Below are 5,866 nucleotides of genomic sequence, written 5' to 3'. Positions count from 1 at the left end.
AAAAAAAGAAAGCAACGAAATGCTTCCTTTTATCCATTTATCAAATAAGCTTATTCAACGCTCATCAAGTATGGGTAAACGGGTTGTTTACCGTCATGAATTTCAACTTCGATATCTTCGTATGTTGATTCAAGGTAATCAGCCATTTCTTCAGCTAAGTCTTGGCTACCATCTTCACCGACATAAATCGTAATGATTTCGCTATCTTCATCAATCATTTTAGCAAATGTGGCTTTCAAAGTAGCTGTCATATCTGGATTTGACACTACAATTTTACCGTCAACCATACCAAGATTGTCGTCTTTATGGATTTCAAGACCATCGATAGACGTGTCACGAACAGCAAGAGTCACACTACCACTAACAACATCTGAAAGGCTAGCAGTCATAGCTGCCACATTTTCCTCTAGAGATTGTTCAGGGTTAAAGGCTAATAAGCTAGTGAAACCTTGTGGCACTGTGCGTGTTTCAACAACAGCTGCTGGAATTTCAGCCACTTCAGCTGCTGATTGTGCCGCCATGAAGATATTTTTGTTATTTGGCAAGATAATCACGTTTTTCGCGTTAACCGCATCAATAGCTTTGACAATGTCTTCTGTTGATGGGTTCATGGTTTGTCCTCCAGAAATCACATAGTCAACACCTTGTGATTTGAAGATTTCTGCCAAACCGTCTCCTGCTACAACAGCCACAATAGCAAAGTCTTTTTCTTCTTGCTTAGCAGCAACTTGTTGTTCTTCTTTTTCTAAAACGGCATCGTGTTGGTTACGCATATTATCCACTTTGACCTTAACAAGAGAACCGTATTTCAACCCTTCTTGCAAGACAAGACCTGGGTCTTCCGTGTGAACGTGAACTTTAACAATTTCATCGTCATTGACCACAAGAAGAGAATCTCCCAAGCCACTCAAATAAGCTTGGAATTCTTCATAGTTAAATTCTTTCACATAAGTTGGACCTTGTTTAAGAGCCACCATGATTTCTGTACAATAACCAAATTGGATGTCTTCAGTCGCCACGTGTCCTGCAACAGACTTGTGGTGCTCTGCATTAATCATTTCGGTCATTGTTGCTGGTGTTGCCTTAAAGTCCTCAGACGCGATGTAGTCGCCTGTTAAAGCTGATAAGAAACCTTCATAGATAAAGACAAGACCTTGACCACCAGAATCCACTACGCCAACTTCCTTCAAGACAGGAAGCATTTCTGGGGTTTTAGCCAAGGCGCGTTTGGCACCATCAACGGCTGCACGCATAACTTCAACCGCATCATCTGTTTCTTCAGATTTTTTAAGAGCGGCAGTTGCAGCACCACGAGAAACTGTCAAAATCGTTCCTTCAACAGGTTTCATAACGGCTTTGTAAGCCACTTCAACACCAGATTGGAAGGCGTGTGCTAGGTCTTGACCAGTTAACTCTTCTTTATCTTTAATCGCTTGTCCGAAACCACGGAACAATTGTGATGTGATAACGCCAGAGTTCCCACGCGCACCCATCAAAAGCCCTTTAGATAAAATCTGTCCGACTTCTCCAACGGTAGTTGCTGGTTTATCTGCAACTTCTTTGGCACCATTTTCAATCGTCATTCCCATGTTTGTCCCTGTGTCCCCGTCTGGAACAGGAAAAACATTGAGAGAGTTTACATATTCTACTTGATTTCCAAGACGTGTGCTAGCAGCTTGAACCATCTCTTGGAATAAACTGGTTGTAATATTTGACACTAATCTTCTCCTGCAACTTTAATATTTTGTACGTAAACATTCACCGTATCTGCTGAAAGCCCCAATTGGTTTTCAAGGTTAAACTTAACTCGTTCTTGAATGTTCTTTGATACTTCAGAAATTTTGACACCATAAGACATCACGGTATAGACATCTACTGAAATACCACTGTCTGTTGATTTGACAACAACACCTTTTGCGTAGTTTTCCTTGCGTAGAAGTGCTTGAAAATTATCTTTAAGGGCACTTTTACTTGCCATACCAACAACACCAAAAATTTCTGTTGCGGAACCACCAACGACCGTTGCAATCACATCGTCGGATAACTCAATTTGACCATCTTTTGTATTAATTTTCACAGTCATATTCACTACCTCAAAAGTTTTTATCAGTTTATTCTACCATATATCAGCCGTCTTGTAAAAAATAAGCAAGAATAATTAGGGATAAAAAGCGAGAAAATCCCTTTTTGCCACATTTAAGCCTTTTCAGCGTCAAATAGCGACTCAATTTCTCGCTTATAAAAAAAGAGGACAAACACCAAGCGATGTTTGTCTATACTGTTTCATTTATACGCTTATACGCGTTCTACTTTACCAGATTTAAGCGCACGTGCTGAAGCCCAAACTTTTTTAGGTTTTCCATCAACAAGAATAGTTACTTTTTGAAGATTTGGTTTAACTGCACGTTTTGTTTTACGCATTGAGTGAGAGCGATTGTTTCCTGATACAGTTTTACGCCCTGTAAAATAACAAACCTTAGCCATATTATCTGCTTCCTCCTACTTAGATTATAGGTGCTTTACACCACATACCATAAAATTATAACATATCTGGACTCATTTCGCAACTATTTTAGACAATAAAATCTATTTTTAAGCGTTTCTACCCATGAGAAAACCCATAGAAAATCTTCTATGGATTTGTCTAACTGTTATCATGATTAGCATTTCCATGCCGATTACAGGGATCGAACCTGCGACCTACGCGTTACGAATGCGTTGCTCTACCAACTGAGCTAAATCGGCTAACGTGGAAATTATATCACTTTGATGACATTTGTCAACACTTTTTAACCTTTTCTGACAAACAAAAAAAGAAAGAGTTATAAAACTCCTTCTTTCTTTAAAACTCAATCACTAATTAAGCTTTGTTTGCTGAACATAGTTGATTTATTCGCCATACTTCCCATTACACCATAAAATGCTATATTTAAGATTTTAAACAACCACATTAATAGGAAGAGAACTTCATTATTCCTCTTAGTACTATAAAAAGTGTGTCTAATTTGAGGCAAAATATTAAATTAAATTTGCCTCAAATCGTAAGACCTGGTTTGAACAACTTTTGTTTGACTAAATTTCAAAAGTCTTTAATATCAAACATTTCTACGCTTTTCTGAAAGTGTTATTTCAATCAATTTCAACTAATTTTATCTGAATGGTGTGAATTTTACCCCAAAATTACAAAGAATTGAGCTGATAAATACTAAAAGTTCACACCATTAGTTAAATTATTTTTTGTTACGTACGTTTTTCTTAGATGATAGACCTCCTAATTTATTTCTTATAACATTTGAACAAACCTCCGTTAGAGGTTCCCTTATTGCCTCCTTGTAATTAAATCCCAATAATTGCATAGTCTTTAAAGTATCCTTGTTAAGTAAAGCAACTAATTATTTCATTGAATCTTCTTTCCCATCTTCAACACTAGTAAATGAAGATAATAGAGAAATAACCCGTTCTAAAGTATTGTGCAAATACTCAATATCTTTATCATCAATATGTACTTTTTCATATTCTTCTTTATATGCCTGAGCAATTCTGATTGCCTGTTCTCGTTTCGAAAGCAACTCATTTACAATTTCATCATAAGTGTTTCGTAATTTATCGGCATTACGTTTTTCCTTTAATGATTGAATTTTACTACTCACTAGTGTTGTGGTTACTTTAAATGTTAGAGTTCCCAATGATTATCTCGGATTATGATTTAGAAATAAAGCAGTCCGGACTTCCCATATACATTTTCCCGTAATCAGGTTATTTCTTAAAAAATACGTAACTATAAAAAAGACTCGATGAAATATAATCATCAAGTCTTTTTCAAAAATGAAAAACTTATTATATATCGAAATATGTCGCATTAATAATAATTTGCAACAGTTTTTGATAATTCAGAGAGTTTTAACAGCTACCACGTTTTATAGTAATTTACTCTCGGTAACTAGCTCTTCGATAAACGTTCCCTTTATCTTCTTTTTTAGAACTACTTTAGCTAATTTAGGGATTCCTAAATTAGCCTCATCAATGGTTTTTTTATCTCCCATATAGTAGATGGCTTTAAGTGGTTCTCGAATATCATAAATAGAGCCATAAACTTCAGGAACAGCGCGTTCAACTTCAAGTAAAGTATAGACAAATTCCATGGCTGTCCTAATTGAATATTCGGTAGTAAACACGGTGTCATTACTAGGTGACTCTGCAAAATTACCAATAAAGGCTAAATTAACAGACCCTTTAGGAACAATATCTGGCCTATCACCCGCAACGCGGGGCATAAAGTATGATGTAATAAATGGCATAAATACCGGAACGGTATTTATATTGTTTTGGTTAGACAATTGTTTGATTTTGGACTCAGGGACCCCAAGGTGATAAAGGAGTTCTTGCGTAATTTCTTCCCCAGAACTTTCTACAATGGTCTTATCAACAAAATTTCCTTTGGTATCTGAATATAGTCCATATATCCATACAATTGTTTCATTTTCCTTTTGTTCTTTGAAATGTGGCTGTCTGTGAACAGCAAAACTCATCAACCAGTTCGAATCGGTTATGGTAATGATTCCACCACTATTGATTTTGTGATCATGCAAATCACGATTGGTTAGACGTTCAATGTAGGGGTCAATTTCTGGTGATTTTATAGTGGCTGTCGCTGACACGAACCAACTTTTTTCAGGTAGGTTATCATAGAATACTTCTGGATGACCGAAATCATTAGATTGTTCTGCCAGATTCTTCCACAGTGACCAACTACCACCCAACTCTTTTGATATAGGAGCGGGTTTATCATGGCTCCCATATGTTGAACTTTCTGTAATAGAACCATTTGTAACGAATACAAAATCATCACGTGATAGGCTAACATCATCACCATCCTGGATCACGAGTTTTTTGGCAATTTTTTCGTCATTTTCAAAATCTACCACAACATTATTAACTTGTGTATCATAGATGAATTCGACATTATATGACTCTAAATACTTTATAATTGGTAGAACCATAGACTCATACTGATTGTACCTATTGAACTTTAGGGCGCTAAAATCAGGTAGTCCATCAATATGATGAATAAATCGCATCGTGTATCGACGCATCTCAACTGCAGAATGCCACTTTTCAAAAGCAAACATAGTTGCCCAGTACATTCAAAAGTTACTTTCAAAGAACTCATTTGAGAAAAATTCCTCAATAGTCGTCTTACCCAGTTTTGACTCAGGGGTTAAAACTAAATCTATTAATTCTTTAGGTTTTTCGTCCAAAGTATACAGGCCATCCGTTGGGACGCGTTGTCCCCGGTTATAAATTAGGCGAGTATTAGATGAATTTGGATCATCTTTATCTAGCCAATAAAATTCATCTAAGTAAGAGGCATCTTCAATTTCTAAAGAAGGAATTGATCGATACATGTCCCACATAGTTTCAAAATGATTTTCCATTTCTCGACCACCACGTGTCACAAAGCCGATATTGGCACGCTTTTCTCCATCTAACGATCCACCCGGAGTAGGCAATTCCTCATATATATGAATTTTTTCCCCGGACATTTGTCCATCACGCACCAAGAAAATAGCGGTCGCCAATCCGGCCAGCCCTCCTCCAATAATATACGCTGATTTTTGATCCACATTTTTGGGCTTTCTTGGACGTGCAAAAGCTTCATAATTTCCGTTACTGTAATACACAAATGGGCCTCCTTTGTATAGACACTAAATAAACATCCTTCTTAACTTGATTATAGGCTTTTCATTACTTCTTGTAAAGAAAACCCTTTCGAAACTATTAGACAAATCAACACATTTGTCTATTGTACTAAAGGCAAATAATTAGACACAAAATGAGTTATATTTTTGGTTCTGTTGCAAAGTTT

The 5,866-nt window shown here is 36.5% G+C and carries 3 protein-coding genes, 1 tRNA gene and 2 pseudogenes; all 6 read right to left on the bottom strand.

Annotation, left to right across the window (positions count from 1 at the left end; translation table 11 throughout):
- Positions 1-50 precede the first annotated feature (50 nt).
- Positions 51-1,718: a DAK2 domain-containing protein gene (locus tag B3473_RS06050; RefSeq protein ID WP_167829282.1), complete on the bottom strand. Its 1,668-nt coding sequence runs from the start codon at positions 1,716-1,718 to the stop codon at positions 51-53.
- Positions 1,718-2,083 carry an Asp23/Gls24 family envelope stress response protein gene (locus B3473_RS06045; protein ID WP_154454823.1) on the bottom strand — a complete coding sequence of 122 codons (366 nt, stop codon included), beginning with the start codon at positions 2,081-2,083 and terminating at the stop codon, positions 1,718-1,720. Before B3473_RS06045 ends, B3473_RS06050 begins: the two co-directional genes overlap by 1 nt.
- Before the next feature lie 212 nt (positions 2,084-2,295).
- Positions 2,296-2,484, bottom strand: coding sequence for a 50S ribosomal protein L28 (gene rpmB / locus B3473_RS06040; protein WP_154454822.1), 189 nt, complete (start codon positions 2,482-2,484; stop codon positions 2,296-2,298).
- Between the two features lie 188 nt (positions 2,485-2,672).
- Positions 2,673-2,745, bottom strand: a tRNA-Thr gene (locus tag B3473_RS06035).
- A gap of 485 nt (positions 2,746-3,230) precedes the next feature.
- Positions 3,231-3,686, bottom strand: a pseudogene (locus B3473_RS06030) (hypothetical protein).
- A 231-nt stretch (positions 3,687-3,917) separates the two neighbouring features.
- Positions 3,918-5,681 (bottom strand): annotated as a pseudogene (locus B3473_RS06025) (oleate hydratase).
- Between the last annotated feature and the right edge of the window lie 185 nt (positions 5,682-5,866).

The sequence above is a fragment of the Streptococcus sp. UBA632 genome, assembly GCF_002300045.1.
In the GTDB taxonomy this organism is placed as follows: Bacteria; Bacillota; Bacilli; order Lactobacillales; family Streptococcaceae; genus Streptococcus; species Streptococcus alactolyticus.
The sequence above is the reverse complement of the archived record's forward strand: the minus strand, read 5'-3'. Positions and strand labels throughout refer to the sequence as shown.